17 protein-coding genes are annotated in these 18031 nt (G+C 33.5%); 11 read left to right on the forward strand and 6 right to left on the reverse strand.

The window, feature by feature from the left end:
* On the forward strand, positions 1 to 1052 hold a 1052-nt coding region (locus tag ABJF52_RS10820), incomplete at its 5' end, for a hypothetical protein (RefSeq protein WP_348149912.1).
* Between the two features lie 69 nt (positions 1053 to 1121).
* Here ABJF52_RS10820 and ytxJ read toward each other — a convergent pair.
* Positions 1122 to 1514, reverse strand: coding sequence for a bacillithiol system redox-active protein YtxJ (gene ytxJ / locus ABJF52_RS10825; RefSeq protein WP_348149914.1), 393 nt, complete (start codon positions 1512 to 1514; stop codon positions 1122 to 1124).
* A 163-nt stretch (positions 1515 to 1677) separates the two neighbouring features.
* Between ytxJ and clpB the strand changes: the two genes are divergently transcribed.
* Together clpB and ABJF52_RS10835 are read left to right on the forward strand one after the other, a co-directional pair.
* The gene (clpB, locus tag ABJF52_RS10830; RefSeq protein WP_348149915.1) at positions 1678 to 4278 is read left to right on the forward strand and encodes an ATP-dependent chaperone ClpB; all 2601 of its coding nucleotides are present in this window, start codon (positions 1678 to 1680) and stop codon (positions 4276 to 4278) included.
* A 113-nt stretch (positions 4279 to 4391) separates the two neighbouring features.
* Positions 4392 to 4988 carry a TetR/AcrR family transcriptional regulator gene (locus ABJF52_RS10835; RefSeq protein WP_348149917.1) on the forward strand — a complete coding sequence of 199 codons (597 nt, stop codon included), beginning with the start codon at positions 4392 to 4394 and terminating at the stop codon, positions 4986 to 4988.
* 167 nt (positions 4989 to 5155) lie between these two features.
* On the opposite strand, the gene ABJF52_RS10840 is transcribed toward ABJF52_RS10835, so the two are convergent.
* Positions 5156 to 7078 carry a PorP/SprF family type IX secretion system membrane protein gene (locus ABJF52_RS10840; protein ID WP_348149919.1) on the reverse strand — a complete coding sequence of 641 codons (1923 nt, stop codon included), beginning with the start codon at positions 7076 to 7078 and terminating at the stop codon, positions 5156 to 5158.
* Between the two features lie 191 nt (positions 7079 to 7269).
* Between ABJF52_RS10840 and ABJF52_RS10845 the strand changes: the two genes are divergently transcribed.
* The gene (locus ABJF52_RS10845) at positions 7270 to 7821 is read left to right on the forward strand and encodes a phosphoglycerate mutase family protein (protein WP_348149921.1); all 552 of its coding nucleotides are present in this window, start codon (positions 7270 to 7272) and stop codon (positions 7819 to 7821) included.
* Here the strand turns inward: ABJF52_RS10845 and ABJF52_RS10850 are convergent.
* A complete protein-coding gene (locus ABJF52_RS10850; protein WP_348149923.1) occupies positions 7799 to 8551 on the reverse strand; it encodes a DUF6503 family protein in 753 nt (250 codons plus the stop codon). The two genes, ABJF52_RS10845 and ABJF52_RS10850, sit on opposite strands and share 23 nt — an antisense overlap.
* 116 nt (positions 8552 to 8667) lie before the next feature.
* Between ABJF52_RS10850 and smpB the strand changes: the two genes are divergently transcribed.
* The 7 genes from smpB (at position 8668) to map (ending at position 16361) form a co-directional block, all read left to right on the forward strand.
* On the forward strand, positions 8668 to 9132 hold the full coding sequence (gene smpB, locus ABJF52_RS10855) for an SsrA-binding protein SmpB (protein ID WP_348149925.1): 465 nt from the start codon (positions 8668 to 8670) through the stop codon (positions 9130 to 9132).
* A gap of 146 nt (positions 9133 to 9278) precedes the next feature.
* Positions 9279 to 10745, forward strand: coding sequence for a Gfo/Idh/MocA family oxidoreductase (locus ABJF52_RS10860; protein WP_348149927.1), 1467 nt, complete (start codon positions 9279 to 9281; stop codon positions 10743 to 10745).
* A 98-nt stretch (positions 10746 to 10843) separates the two neighbouring features.
* On the forward strand, positions 10844 to 12475 hold the full coding sequence (locus ABJF52_RS10865; protein WP_348149929.1) for a GDSL-type esterase/lipase family protein: 1632 nt from the start codon (positions 10844 to 10846) through the stop codon (positions 12473 to 12475).
* Between the two features lie 5 nt (positions 12476 to 12480).
* Entirely contained in the window at positions 12481 to 13680 is a 1200-nt protein-coding gene (locus tag ABJF52_RS10870; RefSeq protein ID WP_348149931.1) for a hypothetical protein, read from the forward strand.
* Positions 13681 to 13691: 11 nt separating this feature from the next.
* A complete protein-coding gene (locus ABJF52_RS10875) occupies positions 13692 to 14324 on the forward strand; it encodes a DUF998 domain-containing protein (protein WP_348149933.1) in 633 nt (210 codons plus the stop codon).
* A 139-nt stretch (positions 14325 to 14463) separates the two neighbouring features.
* The gene (locus tag ABJF52_RS10880) at positions 14464 to 15564 is read left to right on the forward strand and encodes a polysaccharide lyase family 7 protein (protein ID WP_348149935.1); all 1101 of its coding nucleotides are present in this window, start codon (positions 14464 to 14466) and stop codon (positions 15562 to 15564) included.
* A 32-nt stretch (positions 15565 to 15596) separates the two neighbouring features.
* Positions 15597 to 16361, forward strand: a complete 765-nt coding sequence (gene map / locus ABJF52_RS10885; protein ID WP_348149937.1) for a type I methionyl aminopeptidase — start codon at positions 15597 to 15599, stop codon at positions 16359 to 16361.
* Positions 16362 to 16531: 170 nt separating this feature from the next.
* On the opposite strand, the gene ABJF52_RS10890 is transcribed toward map, so the two are convergent.
* The 3 genes from ABJF52_RS10890 to ABJF52_RS10900 all read right to left on the reverse strand — a co-directional run bounded on the left by ABJF52_RS10890 (position 16532) and on the right by ABJF52_RS10900 (position 17865).
* A complete protein-coding gene (locus ABJF52_RS10890) occupies positions 16532 to 17017 on the reverse strand; it encodes a hypothetical protein (RefSeq protein WP_348149939.1) in 486 nt (161 codons plus the stop codon).
* Positions 17018 to 17058: 41 nt separating this feature from the next.
* Positions 17059 to 17289, reverse strand: coding sequence for a hypothetical protein (locus tag ABJF52_RS10895; RefSeq protein WP_348149941.1), 231 nt, complete (start codon positions 17287 to 17289; stop codon positions 17059 to 17061).
* A 99-nt stretch (positions 17290 to 17388) separates the two neighbouring features.
* Positions 17389 to 17865, reverse strand: coding sequence for an Hsp20/alpha crystallin family protein (locus tag ABJF52_RS10900; protein ID WP_348149943.1), 477 nt, complete (start codon positions 17863 to 17865; stop codon positions 17389 to 17391).
* Between the last annotated feature and the right edge of the window lie 166 nt (positions 17866 to 18031).

Consider the following 18031-nt stretch of genomic DNA (forward strand, 5'->3'; position numbering starts at 1 on the left):
CCTACATCATTCTCTTAGAAGAAGCATTCAAAAAGAATACTAAAAGAGAGTTGGATCAAATCAATTTTTTAGAAAATGATGAAAATCCAGTGAATTATGAAACCATTTATAATACGTACACCAATTTACGATCCATTCAAGAACGCATTAAGCCGTTACTACCATTATATATTTATGATGAAGATAGGGATGCAAGATTTTCTTTTAAAGATTATCAAGATGATATTTTAGATTCAAAAGACGATTTATCAGAATATCTGTACGACAATGCATCAGACTTATTAGCAAATGCAACGAGTAAATACGATTATAGAAAAGCTTATGATGATTTTTCTTATTTAGAAGAAATACATCCGGGTTACGATGATGTAAAAACAAAAATTGAAGAAGCTCATAATAAAGGAGTTGATTTTGTAATAGTTCATATGCTTAATGATACAGATCAAATAATTCCATCAAAATTAGAAGAAGAACTTTTGAATTTCAACACGTATGGACTTAATAATCTATGGACAAGGTACCATACCAATGCCATGAACAATATTGATTATGATTACGAAATGCAAGTTGCGTTCAGAACTATTTCAATTTCGCCAGAACGCGTAAATGAAAAGCAGGTTATAAAAGAAAAGCAAATAAAAGATGGATACAAGTACTTGTATGATAAAGATGGATCAATAGTAAAAGATAGTTTAGGCAAGAAAATAAAAGTAGATAAATTCAAAACGGTACGATGTGATTTTTACCAGTTTACACAGAGTAAATCGGCACAAGTAACAGGTAATGTTAGCTATATAGATTTAAATTCTAAGCAGCAATTAAATACTTATCCACTTGCAAGTACTTTTATTTTCGAACATGTTTACGCCAATTATGATGGAGACAAGCGCGCTTTAGATAATGATCTTGTTGCTCAATTAGATTTGGCAGCAGTTGCTTTTCCCAACAACGAAGAAATGATTTACGATGCAGGCGAAGATTTAAAAGCTAGGATTAAAAATATTATTACAAGGCACAAATTTGATCCAAACCGAAATCTATCAGCAAGATAAATTTCGATTTGTAAAAATATAAAGGGCCTTCTTAATTTTTAAGAAGGCCCTTATATTTTGATTTATTTGCTATGCAAAGTCAACCAAATTAATATCATTAATACTTCCGTGCGAAGCATTGGCTACTGCCTTGCCGTTTTTTATAATCAGCAATTGCGGTGATTGATGAATCACTTGAAACTTATATCCTGCTTCATTAGAAATATCGCGAGACTTATGCAAATCCAAATAATAAACATCTGCTTGCTCTGGAGTTAAGCTAAAAGTATCAGTAAAAGTCCGAATAACCATTCTACTAATTCCACAAGTTGTAGAATGTTTAAATATTAATTGTGTTTTAGCTTTTGATTTTTCTTTAATTTCATCAAGCTGATTGAGTGATGTTAATTCTATCCATGGAAAAACAGGGCTTTCCTTTTTTTCATTTGATGAATTTCCGAACAATGTTGAGAATAATCCCATATAATAATTTTAATCAGTAAGTCGTAACTTAGTTATTAGCTTACAAACTGCCGAAATGTCTTGTTATTATTGATTAATCAAGACATTTTGTCTGCTTGCATTCGTTGGTAAGGTTGTTGACCATACCATTTAAAACAAAGATAAAAGAACAAAATATATAATTATGAACCCAAACAATTTTACAACTAAATCGCAAGAAGCGCTACAATTAGCGCAACAACTTGCACAAGAATTTGGGCATCAACAAATAGAAAATGAACATATTTTCAAAGCCATTATGCAGGTTGATGAAAACGTGTTACCTTTTTTATTAAAGAAACTAAGTGTAAATGTTTCATTGCTCAATCAAATATTAGATAAAGAACTAGAGAGTTATCCTAAAGTTTCGGGAGGCGAAATTATGTTATCTCGAGAAGCAGGCAAAACTGTAAATGAAGCGAGTATTATCGCCAAAAAAATGGAAGACGAATATGTTTCAATAGAACATTTTCTGCTTGCCATTTTTAAGTCTAAAAGTAAGATATCTCAAATTTTAAAAGATCAAGGTGTTAATGAAAAGCATCTGAAAGCCGCTATTGAAGAATTACGAAAAGGGGGAAAAGTTACTTCGCAAAGCGCTGAAGAAACCTATAACTCTTTGGATAAATATGCGCGAAATTTAAATCAGATGGCAGATAGCGGTAAGCTAGACCCTGTTATTGGCCGAGATGAAGAAATTCGAAGAATTCTCCAAATTCTTTCACGAAGAACCAAAAACAATCCAATGTTAGTTGGTGAGCCAGGCACTGGTAAAACTGCCATTGCAGAAGGACTAGCACATAGAATTGTACAAGGCGATATTCCAGAAAATTTAAAGGATAAAGTCATTTATTCTTTAGATATGGGCGCTTTAATTGCAGGTGCAAAATATAAAGGTGAATTTGAAGAACGCCTAAAATCGGTAATTAAAGAGGTAACAAGTTCTGATGGTAATATTGTTTTGTTTATTGATGAAATTCACACTTTAGTAGGTGCTGGCGGTGGACAAGGTGCAATGGATGCAGCAAACATTTTAAAACCAGCATTAGCACGTGGCGAGTTACGAGCAATAGGTGCAACAACTTTAGATGAATACCAGAAGTATTTTGAAAAAGACAAAGCCTTAGAACGCCGTTTTCAAAAAGTAATCGTGAACGAGCCAGATACCGAAAGCGCAATTTCAATTCTGAGAGGAATCAAAGAAAAATACGAAGCACATCATAAAGTAAGGATAAAAGATGAAGCAGTAATTGCCGCTGTAGAATTATCGCAGCGCTACATCACTAATCGTTTTTTACCAGATAAGGCGATTGACTTGATGGACGAAGCAGCATCAAAACTGCGGATGGAAATCAATTCAAAACCAGAAGAACTGGATGTGCTTGATCGTAAAATAATGCAACTAGAAATTGAGATTGAAGCGATAAAACGTGAAAACGATAAAGCAAAATTAAAATCTTTAAATGCAGATTTAGCGAACATAAAAGAAGATCGTAATGAGATTTTTGCTAAATGGGAAAGCGAAAAAACTGTGGTTGATAATATTCAAAAAACAAAAGAGAATATTGAAAATTATAAAATTGAAGCAGACCGTGCAGAGCGAAATGGCGATTATGGTAAGGTAGCCGAATTGCGTTATGGTAAAATAAAAGATGCACAAGAAAAGTTAGACCAACTGAATCTTGAAATGCAAGAACAGCAAAATGGAAACACACTCATTAAAGAGGAAGTTACTAATGAAGACATTGCTGAAGTTGTAGCAAAATGGACAGGAATTCCTGTAACTAAAATGCTACAAAGCGAACGTGAAAAACTATTGCAATTGGAAGATGTTTTACACAAACGCGTTGTGGGGCAAGAAGAAGCAATTCAAGCAGTATCCGATGCAATTAGAAGAAGTAGAGCAGGATTACAAGATGCAAAAAAACCTATTGGATCCTTCTTATTTTTAGGGACTACAGGAGTTGGTAAGACAGAGCTTGCAAAAACTTTGGCGGCCTATTTATTTGATGATGAAAATGCAATGACTCGTATTGACATGAGCGAATATCAAGAACGTCATTCAGTAAGTAGATTGGTTGGAGCACCTCCAGGGTATGTTGGTTATGACGAAGGTGGCCAGCTAACAGAAGCGGTTCGACGTCGCCCCTACTCTGTTGTATTATTAGATGAAATTGAAAAAGCGCATCCCGATACTTTTAATGTGCTGTTGCAAGTTTTAGACGAAGGAAGGCTAACCGATAATAAAGGTAGAGTCGCGGATTTTAAAAATGCAATAATTATTATGACAAGTAATATGGGAAGTCATATTATTCAGGAGAAATTTGAAAATACAAAAGACATTCACAGTGCAACGGAAGCTGCCCGTGTTGAAGTTCTTGGCTTACTAAAACAAAGTGTAAGACCAGAGTTTTTAAATAGAATTGATGACATAATTATGTTCACACCATTAAATAAGGAGAACATTGCTGAAATTGTACGCCTACAAATAGATCAATTGAAAAAAATGTTAAGCAAACAACATATCACCATTGATGCAACAGAAGATGCAATAAAATACTTAGCAGAAAAAGGTTATGATCCACAGTATGGCGCTAGACCAATTAAACGAGTGATACAAAAAGATGTATTGAATAATCTTTCAAAAGAACTTTTGAAAGGCGTGATAAAATCTGAAAGTATTGTTTTAATAGACAGTTTTGATGATGAATTAGTATTTAGAAATCAGGATCAGTTGGTACAGTAAAAATTGCCATTGCGGAAGAACACCTTTCATATTTTTCATGAAAGGTGTTTTTTTATGGAATATAAATACCATGCAGTATATAGTTTTTTTATATTCGTATAAAAATAAGTCAAATGTCAAGCAAGGCGGAAAGAACTTCACAATACATCATCGAAACCGTCGCCCCTGTTTTCAATAAACACGGTTATATTGGAACCAGTATGAGCGACCTTACGGAAGCAACTGGTTTAACAAAGGGAGCAATTTATGGCAACTTTGAAAACAAAGAAGCCCTTGCACTTGCATCATACGAATATAATAGCAGACTTTTACTTGATAAGATTGACGAACTTTTAGCTATACCAGGTTCTGCCTTAGATAAGGTTTACAATTTAACCAAGTTCTACAAACAGTACGATATTTTCACTATTGAAATGGGTGGATGCCCGGTTTTAAATACTGGTGTAGATTCTTTTAATAACAATAGATTATTAAGTGCAGCAAATCGTGAAGTACTTCGCGATATTGAAGGAAAGATTGCTTTAGTTTTAGAAAATGGTGTAAATAATAAAGAAATAAATTTACCAGTTACCCCATTACAATTTGCCAAGCAATTGTTTACCATGCTAATGGGTGCAATATCCATGTTTACAATTACGCAAGACCGTAAATATCTAATTAACACGGTTGCCTATCTTGATTTACTAATTAAGAACGAGCTTGTAAAATAGGCGTCCCACACAACGTTTAATTAAATCCCATTTTTAATTCAACTGATATTTTGCACTACTTATTTCGTTGAATATTATTTCGATTCAATAAACTTTTTTAAGTTATAACGATAAAAAAAGAGCCGTAGTTTTCACTAGGGCTCTTTTCAATTTGCGGTATTGTTCAGTTATTTACCTACAACTCTAAAGACCCATGTCTTTTCTGCATAGCGACCATTGTAATTACTATCTCTAGCTTTACGTGCTTCTGTCATCGTAGTGTAACGTTCTAGATATACATAGTTGTAATTGTTCTTACTTCTTAAGAAAGTTTGCGCATTAACTCCTTTTCTTTTTAAATCTGCTAAAAATGCATCGTGGTATTTTTTAGTACCAAATACGTTAGCTATTAAATAGAAGCCAGGTTCCAATCCATCTTCAGTTTGCACTTCTTCGTACTTCTCACCAGCTTTTGGTTGCACTTTTTCAGGTTCAACTTCTGCAATAGCTGCCTTGGCTTGAGCAATAGAATCTTGTACCCTTTCTAGTTCTTTAGCTTGTAATGCCTCCGCTTGTACTTTTTTAACGGCCGCAATAGAATCTATGCGTTTTTGTGCAATTGCTTTTTCGGTTTCAGCTTTTTCTTTTGCCTGACGCTCAAGAGCAGCCTTTTCATTTGCTTGGCGTTCCAATTCAGCTTTCTTCTCGGCTGCTTCTTTAGCGGTAGCAGCTTTCATTTCATTCGCTTTCTCTTCTGCCTTACGTAATTCTTCCCTTTGCTTCTCTTCTAAAGTTGCCGCTTTGGCATCTGCCAATTCTTTTTCCTTAGCTTCCTTTAAATCCTTTTTAATTTGCTCTTGCTCCGCTTTAGCAATACGCTCATTCTCTTTTGCTTCCTCTGCTAATATATCCTTCTCAGCTTTTGCTAAATTTTCTTGCTCTTTTTTCAAACGCTTCGCTTCAGCTGCAGCTTCCTTTTCAGCCTCTTTTGCTGCCTTACGTTGTTCCTTAGTACTTACTTCTGCAACCTCATCAGTCTCTTTTGTAGCTTCACTTACCGCATCTCCAATTTCCTCTTCTTTTGGCTCTTCAGTTTCATTAGCAAGCTCCTCAGCCTTTTTGAGTTCCTCTTTTATATCTTCTTCATCACCAATAACAACTTCCTCATCAATATCTTCACCATAAACGGCTGTAACATCTCGCTCTTCAACTTTTCCTAAGAAATAAGATGCAATAATTTCAAACGAAGGATCTTTAGAGTTTATCGAAGCACTTGTTCCGAATTCAAATACGGCACCTAGGTTAAACTTTTTAAGAAATGTACCTCCAGCTCCTACACCTACACCATAAAAATTATTGTACCCCACTTGCGCCCAATATTTTGATGTGCGCAATAATGAAAGTACTCCAATCTGATTTTGTTGTTGTGGTATGGTTCGCAAATAAAGAGATGGTCGAATTAAAGCTTTTTGTTTTCCTAAATTAAGCGGAAAATCATAAGACATCATTCCCATAAAAATTTTATCCGCAGCAGGGGTATTAGACTCTTTAGCTCTAAAGTTATAATCAAATAAATTCTCAGAAGCTAGACTTAAGGTAAGTCGTTCAACACTTAAAGAAGCCCCCGGCGCCCATTGCAAAATAAAATCACTAGTAGTTCCTGAAACAGGTAAAGGCAATTGAGAATCTTCTTCAAATCGAGTATCTGCTAATTCTTGCACAAAACCAAATAAATTAAACCCATAGGCTAATCGAACACTTTCACTAAATTGTATTTGTCTCGAGTAATTTAGGACTCCCCCTGTATTAAAGAATATACCAGTATTATGCTGAAAAAAAGCTGCACCTACAGCAGACTTTTCATTAAGTTTTCTAGAGTAATTTACATACAATGTCGTAGGGTCTGCATCAATATCTTGCCACTGCCAACGAGTCCATACAGCAATCGATTCAGGATCATTTCTATCTAATGCGAAAACGGGATTAAAAAGACTCGAATTATAGGTTGTAAGATTATGCTGTCTGAGGTCAGCGGGAAGACGTACCTCGTCTTGGGCTGAAATCTTCAAAACAGATAAGAAAATTAAAATAGGTAGTGTGATTCTGAGCATATGCAAAAAAACAAAAAACAACGAGTTTTGCATACTATTTTCTGATTATTTTAGTTTGAATATCAGAAAAGTTGTCAACAATTGTTGTCGGCCTCAATAATACCAAACAAAATACGACGTTATACTATTAGAAAATTTTAAAAATAGTAGCATAACTTCTACGATTTAATCGAGTAATAAATTACTTATCAATGAAAACAATTCGACTTTTAATTTTACTGTCATTAACCATTGGTTTTTTAGGTTGTAAAGACGAGCCTAATAATGACGCAGTTGAACAAATAGTTGATGAAGGCACTTCTACATTTTACTTAATTCGCCACGCAGAAAAAGATCGTTCCGACCCTGATAACACGGACCCTGAATTATCTCAAAAAGGATTAGGACGTGCCATGCATTGGGCAGAAATATTAGCCGAAGTACCAATTGATGCAATTTATTCTACGGATTACCAACGCACGGCCATGACCGCTGCACCTACTTCTGTAAAAAAAGATGTAGACGTAATTTATTACGACCCAAGTAGTATGGATATTGCCCAATTTAAATCGGATAATTTAAATAAGAATGTTTTAGTAGTTGGTCACAGTAATACAACTCCTGAATTTGCAAATCAATTAATGGGTGTTGATAAGTATTACGAGTTAGATGATAGTGATAATGGAAGCCTTTTTATAGTACAAATAACAAATGGAATTGCTTCAGTACAAAAGCTAAATTTTAATTGTAATTGTCCCGATTAACTTTAATATCCTCTAATTCTATTTTAGAGAGTAATTCTAAACTACCGGCCTCAAATAAACTATCTATTTTTAAGATAGAAGTATTCAAATCTTTTGTTTTGTAATTTTTATAATCTACAAAACGAATTCCGTTTACATACCTTTCATTAAAAGCTTCCCGAAAGCGCATTCCACCTCCATCAGTATGAAATTCATACGATAAATAATCTGGTGTCATTTTCTTAGTATTAAACCAATATACATAGGTGTCATCAAAATCTTCACCACCATTTTCCTGCTCAAAAGTAACTTTAATTTTATGATAACTTTTTTCTTTTAGCACCACCTTTCCTAACATCTCTTTTTTAACTGCAGGGTCGTTTAGTCCGTAAGGTAAATTTGCAAAGTAATGCACAGAATTTATCGAATTCCCATATTTAATTGCCATGGAATCTTCAATCCTAATTAAAGTATCATTCACAAACCTTTGAAATTCTTGATTCGAATAAACATCTAAAACAGTGTCAAATTCAGTAACACTTATTCGTTTTAAAATTTGTTGGTCCCCATTATTTTCTGATATATATATTAAATTTCTAAAAGTGAAACTGCGAGTTGTATTTTCATAGAGTGCTCCCCCACTCACTTCAATACTTTTATCTACCACTTGCTGCGCCGTTAACTGATCTTTGGTAGTCGATTTACACGCGGATAAAATTAAAATTCCAATAATAACAATAAGTCTCTTCATATTATATTTAATAATTTTCCAACTTTTTAGAAATATGATTCTATTAATCGGATAAAGGATGCATTCATTACATAAGAATTTAGGAAGCTTAGCATAATTGTTACTATTTTTACACGGTGGTACAGAAAAACATCAATATAAAAAATAAGAAAGCTCGTTTCGAGTATGAAATACTTGACAAATATACAGCGGGAATTGTTTTATCAGGAACTGAGATAAAATCTATTCGGTTAGGCAAAGCGTCAATTACAGAAAGCTTTTGCGAGTTTAACGATAAGGGTGAACTTTTTATCATAAATATGCAAGTAGATGAGTATTCACATGCCTCGCATTTTAATCACAAACCAAAAGCGGCCCGTAAGTTATTATTAAACAAACAAGAGCTTAAGAAGCTTTTAAAAGAAGTTAATTCTTCTGGTAATACTATTGTGCCACTTAATCTATTTGTAAACGACAGGGGGTTAGCCAAAATGAATATTGCTTTGGCGAAAGGTAAGAAGCTTTACGACAAACGAGAGACTATTAAAGATCGCGACAATAAAAGAGATTTGGCTCGTATTAAAAAGAGTTTTAATAACTAGCCTTCACACACTACTATTAAATTTAATAGGCAAAATGACGACGAAAATTTTGCTACTACCATTTCTTAACAAAATATAAAAATAGCTTGCTTTTTTATTCGGTGAAACTTGTTTAATTTGGAATACAATTAAAAACCAGACCACTAATGAGTATCAAAGACAAGAATAACAACAAAAATTCTCGTAGAAATTTTATTAAACAAGGGGCATTAGCTTCTTCTATTTTTATTGTACCACGACATGTTTTAGGAGGACCAGGATTTATTTCACCGAGTGACCGATTAGCGATTGCTGCAATTGGCGCGGGTGGTAAAGGAGCCAGTGATATTAAAAACGCCTCTGTAAATGGTCGCGAAAAAGTAGTAGCATTATGCGATGTAGATTTTTCAGGATCAGCAAAATCATCTGTAAAACGTTTTCCAAAGGCTAAACTATTTGCGGACTATAGAGAGATGCTCGATAAGAAAAAGAATATTGATGCAGTAACCATTTCTACTCCGGATCATGTTCATGGTCCTGCAGCTAAATATGCAATGGAACGTGGAATTGATGTTTACGTTCAAAAACCGATGACACACAATATTCGCGAAGCACGTATACTTACCGAAATGGCTCGCGAAAAAAAGATTGTTACTCAAATGGGTAACCAAGGTGGTTCGAATCCGTATTTAGACATCGTTCAAAAATGGATAGATGAAGATAAAATTGGAGCAGTTTCTAAAGTTCAAGTTTGGACCAACAGACCTGTTTGGCCGCAAGGCGGACCTTTTCCAACACCAGACCTTAGTGCGAAACCGAGTGCACTGAATTGGAATCTTTGGCTAGGCCCTTCGCCCACTATTCCATATACACCAAACTTGCATCCTTTTAGCTGGCGCGGTTGGTGGGATTATGGAACAGGTGCCCTTGGTGATGTAGGTTGTCACTTAATTGATATTCCATTTAGAACCTTAGGTCTTAAATACCCGACCGATGCTGAATGTAGTGTTGGTGCTGTTTATTCTGATATGTGGACGGCTGATTACAATCCTGATGGGTGCCCGGCATCGTCTTTCATCACATTACATTTTGACGCTACCGAAAAAAGTAAATCAAAGATTGAGTTAACATGGAGTGATGGTGGAATTCGACCATCACACCCAGATATTATTCCTGCTGATCACGATATAGGTGGAAAAGATAGTGCGAATGGTGTTTTAATTATTGGAGAAAAAGGAATTATTTCTACCAATATAAATGACAGTTCACCCTTAATGCCAAAATTATATTTGAATGATGGCACCACAGATTTCGGACCTGAAGTAGAGAATTTTGATGAACCTGAATATGGTCACCAACGTTTATGGGTTGATGCATGTAAAGCAGGTTTTGGAAGTGAAGAACATTTAGGACTCACCTCCTCTTTCGATTATGCTGGTCCAATGACAGAAACAGTACTTATGGGTAATTTGGCTATTCGTTCGTATTTGTTACGACGAGAAAATGAAGAAAAGAAAATGGAATTCTTTGGTCGTAAAAAGTTATTATGGGATGGTGAAAATATGCGTATTACCAACTTTGAAGAAGCAAACCAATTTGTAGGTAGAACCTATCGCAAAGGTTTTGAGGTATAATTAAATTTTCACCGTAATTTAGAAACATAAGAATACATCGTTTAGCACTTGCGTGAAGTGCAGGACGATGTATTTTATTTATAAAAATATCTGATAAAATGAGTATTTCGGACTACTATAAAGGTCAGGTCTCTGAAAGTATGAAAATGGAATCAATGAAATTCGTAAGTACTATAATTTGCTTTTTAATACTAGCCACTTCTTTTGCACAACAAGATCCACAATGGGATACTACAAAAAAAAATGAATGGCCAAAGGAGTGCCAGGTAGTTCGTATCCCTTCAACTATGGATAACGAGCAACAGTCAGCAATTTTTTACGCAGCAACTAAAGAAAATAGCCCTTTAGTGGTTAGTCTACATACATGGAGTGGCGATTTTACACAGAAAGACACTTTAGTATTCGATTGTATCAAAAAAAATTACAATTACATTCATCCAAATTTTAGAGGTCCTAATAAAACATTTAAAGCCACAGGAAGCAACTATGTAATTCAAGATATTGAAGATGCAATTGCCTACGCCATTGAACATGGTAAGGTAGATATCAACAATATTCATGTTGTTGGTACGAGTGGTGGCGGACATGCTACCCTTCTCACATATATGAATACCAAATATCCAGTAAAAACCTTTTCTGCATGGGTACCAATTTCAGATATAAAAAAATGGTATTATGAGTCTGAAGGTAGGAGTAATAAATATGCTTTGGATATAGCTTCATCTACTGTGAAAGAATCAAATTTTAATTCGAATAATTATTACCTAGGAGAAGCTGAAGCCATAGAACGCTCACCTTTTTATATGAAAACTCCAGTTGAAAATAGAAAAAAAAGCAAACTGTTTTTATATGCTGGAATTCATGATGGTTATACGGGTTCAGTTCCCATAACACAGTCTTTAGATTTTTACAATAAAATCGTTTCTTCGTTTGACAGTTTAGAAACTGCCGCATTGGTTCCTCAAAAAGATATTATAGAAATGCTTACCTCTAGAAATTTTAGTAGTAAGGTTAAAGATTCCATAGCTGGACGATTAGTACATTACAAAAAAACGTATCGCGATTTAATGAAAATTACAATTTTTGAAGGCACGCACGAATGCCTTACCAGTGTTGCTCTTAATCAGGTAACAGGTAATAAAATTTTGGCAATAGGCGACTCCAATGGGGCTCATAAAAATGGATGGGTGAATCAGTTAAAAAAAACCAACTTTAAAGATTTTGTTTACAACACAAGTATTTCTGGAAATACCATTGGGTTTGATAATCTTGATCAACCAAAACTCAATACATTAAAAAATATCGACTCCTATATTACGAAAGCAAATGAGCATTTAGGTGGAATTGATAAGATTACAATTATGCTCGGAACCAATGATTGTAAAGCAGTATTTGATAATCGAAAAAATGAAGTTCCACAAAATATGAATTCACTATTGCAAAAAATAAAAGCACATCCTGTTTATTTAAAACACAAACCAAAAATTTTTGTAGTTTCTCCTCCACCTACAGGTGAAGATCACATGATGAAAGAGAAATATCATGGGGCTTCAAAGAAAGTGAAATGGTTACGGAAAAAATTCAAAAAAATAGCAAAGGTTAACAACTGCAAGTACATTGACATTTATACTACATTAGCTCCGAAATGGTCTTCATTGTCAAAAGACGGCATTCACCCAGAGGAAGAAGGTCAGTTATTAATGTCAAAAATGATTGACAAACAAATGTAAACACGTTGAACCTAATTATCGGTAAACTAAACACAAAGGCATTGATAAAGAAATATCTATTAGTTTTAAGCATTATCTTTTTGTTAAGTTGCAGCACAAAAAACACGAGTGTCGATTACTTCTGCCAGGCGGAACCTGATATTACTCCTACCCTGTTTGCTCCAGATTTCATTTCAGTTAAAGGTCGCTTTGAACACGGCATTTCATTTACTCCAGACACCCAAGAATTAGCATTTGGAATTTTAAATAAAAATGACTTTAGTGGAGAAATTCGCTATTCAAAAAAAGTAAATAATACATGGAATACCCCCGAATCTTTTGAACCATTAAAAAACAAAAGTGTTTATCTTCCTTATTTTTCACCCAATGGTACATCAATGTTATTCGCCCAAAACAAATCAAATACAAACAATGGCATTACGGATATTTGGATGCTAGCCAAAAATAATAATGTATGGGAGCAGCCAAAAAAAGTTATTGGTGCAATTAATTCTTCAGCGCGCGAATCAATGGCTAGTATGACCATGGATAACAAGATATATTTTTCTTCGAATAGGGATGGAAATGGATTAGCAGATTTATACTTTGCTAATTCTGAAAATGGAAAATACTCAACTGTGGAACGATTAGATTCTATTTGCACATTAGGTGATGAAGAAAGTATTTTTATTGCAGCGGACGAAAGTTATTTGATTTTTAGTAGATATGCGTCTAACGATAATGGACCCGATTTGTTTATCAGTTATCGAGATAATAAAGGCAAATGGATGGCGCCAACAATTTTAAATACTAAAATTAATACTGCCAATTGGGAAAGACGTCCCTTTGTGTCTATTGATAATAATTTTCTGTTTTATACAAAACTCACTTTTGATGCTAAAGGATTAGTAGAGTCTGATATTTATTGGGTGAGCACAAAAAAAGTTTTTAGTCCTTATGTGTTTAATGAAATTTCGGATTTGACAATTAAATCTGGAACGGAATCTAAAACAACTATACCTACAGATTATTTTAAAGATATTGATAGTGAGAAATTAAAACTGAGCATAAATCAAAAAGAATTAAATTGGATATCATTTGATGAAGACAAAATGGTATTAACCATGTTTCCAACAAACGCTGGCACTTATGAATTAAAATTCACAGCAATGGATAATTATTTAAATTCTACTATGAGTAGTGTGAAAATAATTGTTGAGGAATAATTAGCGTACTTATGAATAATAAACTTGTCTTTTATATCGGATTAATTGGAGTGGTTGTATTTGCGAGCACTTGTATTATTGGTGGACTTTTAATTGAAAATTATAGTATAACTAGTCAGTATATAAGTGAAACTTTTGCAATAGACGCTGAATATGGAATGCAATTAAGAATTTTTGGTCATATTCCAAGCGGCCTTCTATTTGCCTTGTATGGATTTTTCGCATATAATTTTTTTGCTTCTTCCAAATTGATAAAAATGGGATTTATTGGCCTAGGTATATTTTATGGTATTGGAACAATTGTAGTAGCGATATTCCCATGTGATAGCGGTTGTAATAGTGAATTTATTAATCCAAGTATATCACAAGTCATTCATAATTTAATGGCCTTATTGGTATACATTTTTGTTCCACTGAGTATTATTGCAACAGGTATAGGTTTAAGAAAATTTGAGCAGTTTAAAAGTCTCTCTAGCATAGCTTTAGCTCTAGGAATACTTAGTGCCGCATTTGTCTATATACTAATCACTAATCCCAATTCAGAATTTAAAGGGCTTTATCAACGTGTAATTGAATCGCTAATTTTAATATGGATACTTGTTAGTGCTTTTAAAATAAGAACTAGTAAATTCGCTAAAAACTAACATTGCTCTTTAGTAAGTTCATTTAAATGAGTATTGCAAGTAAAAAGGTTATCTTTATTAAACACCTCTTGGCTATTTTTGTTTGATTTTATGGATTACAAAAATAGATTTCAAATTATTTAACTTTAATTCTAAGATCATGATTAAAAATAAAATTACGTCGGTTTCCACAATTTTTATTCTTAGTATAGTTCTAGTCTTCAGTAGTTGTAACAATAAAGCAAAGAAGACAGTTGAAACTGAACCAGACAAAGAAGTAGATGAAACTGTTTATGCGAGTGACGTCGTTCCATTTTTTGATGATTGGAAATTAATATTAGGTGATGGATCTAATGTAGGTATCGCCAATAAATTTGAAAATAGAGATTTCTTTTATACTACCAATGATGATAAAACTAATTGGATAGTTTTTAAAGCACCTAATGGTGGTGACACCCACGGCACTTCCAATAATACGAGAACTGAATTGGCACAAATTAAAAAATGGTATCCTAAAACTGCCAATGATAAATTAACAGCTACACTAAAGGTGATGAACGTATCTGCTACCGGTGATGCTCGTGTTGCTGCTTCGCATGCGGTTGTTGTAGGCCAAATCCATAGTGCTGACGCGCATGAAAATGAACCACTAAAAATATTTTACAAGAAATTTCCTGGCCATACCAAAGGTTCTGTTTTTTGGCATTATGAAATAAATACTGCGGGAGACGATAATTCTGTTCGATGGGATTATTCAACTGCCGTTTGGGGTAATGATTTTTCTGTTGTTGGCAGTGATGAAAATACGTATCCAGATGAACCCAAAGATGGTATTGAATTAGGAGAAGAATTTAGTTATGAAATTATAGTTAAAGATGGAATTATGAACTTAAAATTCTCAAGTGAAGGACATGAGACCAAAACGTTTACCAAGAACTTAATTGAATCTGATTTTACAACGAAGGCTGATATTCCAGAACAGACGCAAAAATTATTTGTACCTATTGGTCAAGATGGTGTAGAACGTAAAAGCGCATACACTGGTGAAGGTTGTTTTTTTAAGTTAGGTTGTTACAATCAAACTAATGGAAAGTCTCCTGAAGTAAATATGAACTGGTGTTCTGGTGCTGAAACGCATAATGGTGATATTCAAAAGCAATATGCAGATGGTAACTACTCCGAAGTTTGGTTTAAGACAGCAAGTATTACAGTAAGTGATGCAGCTGTGTCTAACGAAGGTTATTTTGCTAAAAATGATTAAGGCAATTACTACAATACTTTTAATAAAATTTTATGTCAATAACTAAGGAATCCGAATTAACCGGAATGAAGGAGATTAGTGAAGTTGTGGGTACTACCTTAAGATTAATGAGCGCCTATGTAAAAGTTGGCATGTCTACCAAAGAATTAGATGATTATGGTGGGAGCATCTTAAAAAGATACGGAGCTAAATCTGCTCCTTACGAAACATATGATTTTCCGGGTTACACCTGTATAAGTGTTAATGAAGAAGCAGCACATGGCATTCCATCTATCCATAAAATATTGAAAGAAGGCGATTTAATTAATATCGACGTTTCTGCTGAATTAAAAGGATTTTGGTCTGACAATGGTGGGTCTTTTGTGTTGGGAAACGATATTCATAATCACCAACCGCTTGTTGATGCTTCTAAACATATTTTACACAAAGCTATTAATGCAATAAAGGGAGGGGTTAGAATATCCGAAATTGGCTACATTATAGAAACAGAAGCAAAGAAATCTGGATTTAAAGTTATTAAAAATTTAGCCGGTCATGGTGTCGGTCGCAGTTTACACGAAGAACCGGAGAATATTTTAAACTACCGGGTTAAAACAAATAGGGAAAGGTTTAAAAAAAATACAACAGTGGCCATTGAAACATTTATCTCAACAAGATCTAACAATGCTGTAGAATTAAATGATGGTTGGACTTTAGTTGGTGACAAAGGTGGCTATATAACACAGCATGAACAAACCATCTTAATTACAGATAATACTCCCATTGTTTTAACAGCTTCAAATGGTATGTGGAATTGAATTAAGAGCCGCTATTCTTATAAAAAATTAAATGGAATATAGTTAAATGTTGCGCCCACAATTTCTCTGAAATATTCATAGGGCATATTCCTAAAAACGGAAAAGTCCTTTCGGACTTTTCCGCAACTGAACAAAATCAAAACTTCTACAAAAAGAGAATAAAAGATTGATTAATTATCTTCTTCTGGAGTAAAAAATTCGGATTGATATTTATTTAGAAACTTCTTCTGACGTGCAATCATTTGCTCACGAATATTATCTAAATCCATAAAATCTTTACCAAAATTACTTCCAAAAAAATCTTGATTAAAAAATCGCTCACTAAAAAGAGAATCTTGAGAAAAAATATCTTCAAATCCTTCATCTTCAAATCTTGAAAAATTAGTGTAAAACCTAGATTCAAAACTCCGCATTAAACTATCTCTATCTATGGATGAAAGATTTTCATATTCATTATCAGAAGACCAAGAATAAATACTATCATATCTAATTAAATTCCCTAGTTCATCAAATTCTTTATCCACTTTCCAAGTTCCCTTAGGTTCTGTCGGATTGCTTTGGTTATCATTTGTTTCAGCTTTTGTGGTCTCACTCTCTTGTCCGTTACAACTAACACTTAATGAAGCTATGATTAAAAATAAAATATACTTTTTCATTTTATAAAATTTTAAGCTTAACATTTACAATTTACATTTAACTATGTTTTGAACAAACCACCAGTTTCAATCATTTTTATTAAATAGTTTTGGTGGAACACATCAGATTGTCGCTCCCCATTTTCATACCATACACATTCTAAATATCTATCATTAATTACCGAACCTAAAAACGAATCTTTTTTTGGAACATATTTAAGTACTATCATTTTGGGAGCACCAATTTTTCCCTTTTGTTTTACCCATTCTCCAGGTTTAAATTTTCTTGGCATAACAATTTCATACTTAAAGATTAAATTAATTTTATGAAATATGAGGCCGAAAAAATCAGCCTCATACCCACTTACTTAATTTAAAACCAAAAGACTCAATTATGAAATTTTAATTGTTCTTGCTGGCTTTTGTTTTGCCTCTTCTTTTTTGGGTAAAAGAATACTTAAAATACCATCATGGTAGTTTGCTTGAATTTTATCTTCATCTACACTTTCTGGTAAATTAAACGTTCTTTTAAATGAAGAATAACCGAACTCACGTCGCGTAAAGCTTTCATCCTTTTGATCGTTTTCATCTTTAGTTTCAGTAGAAATCGATAACAATTGATTATCGAGGTCAATATGAAAATCAGACTTTTTTAAACCAGGCACGGCCATATCTACTTTAAAATCATCTGCAGTTTCTTTAATGTTTACCTTCGGTAAGGTAATACCAGTATTAAAGTTTGTAGTAAAAACAGACGGTAAATCTCTATTGAAAATATCATCAATCCAATGAGATAAAGTTGGGAAGCTTGTATTTGAATTAGTGTTTGACAAACCTCCATTTTTAGGAACATTTACTAAATTGCTCATAATAACAAAATTTTAAATTAAACATTATTTCAAATTTGAAATCAACAACGATTTCGAAAATATTTCAGCAAAAAAAATGCCAAAATAAAATTATATTTTCTTCCCTTTTAATTTTAAGTTTATCTCTGAAATCTTGTCATAATTCTGAAATCTTGTCATATTTATT

This window comes from Aurantibacter sp., assembly GCF_039941195.1.
In the GTDB taxonomy this organism is placed as follows: Bacteria; Bacteroidota; Bacteroidia; order Flavobacteriales; family Flavobacteriaceae; genus Aurantibacter_A.